The organism is Pseudomonas sp. SIMBA_068 (assembly GCF_046534705.1).
In the GTDB taxonomy this organism is placed as follows: domain Bacteria; phylum Pseudomonadota; class Gammaproteobacteria; order Pseudomonadales; family Pseudomonadaceae; genus Aquipseudomonas; species Aquipseudomonas putida.
The window spans coordinates 1-267 of the sequence record NZ_JAWRYI010000637.1 but is presented as its reverse complement, the minus strand read 5'-3'; the positions used below and the strand labels follow the sequence as shown (position 1 = coordinate 267).

Below are 267 nucleotides of genomic sequence, written 5' to 3'. Positions count from 1 at the left end.
CTGCAGCGCAAGCACTTATTGACTTTGATGCAGAAGTTGCAGCAGCAGCTGCCCTTGCTACAGAAACTAACGAACTAGCGCAAGCGGCTGAAACGGCTGCAATGACTGCTGAAACAGCATCAACAACTGCGCTTACTGATGCTGAAAATGCAATGGTAGACAACGCTGATAATGCAGCCGCTGCGTTAGTACTAGCTGATGCTGCTATTGTTGCGGCTTCTGACTTTGCTGCAAGTGTTGACGCATTAGAAGTTGCTATTGCACAAG

Annotated in this window: 1 protein-coding gene; it reads left to right on the top strand. The window is 48.3% G+C overall.

Annotated features, from left to right (window positions below; genetic code table 11):
• Positions 1 to 267 (top strand): hypothetical protein (locus SB756_RS30765; protein ID WP_410913328.1); only part of this gene is annotated, 267 nt, incomplete at both ends.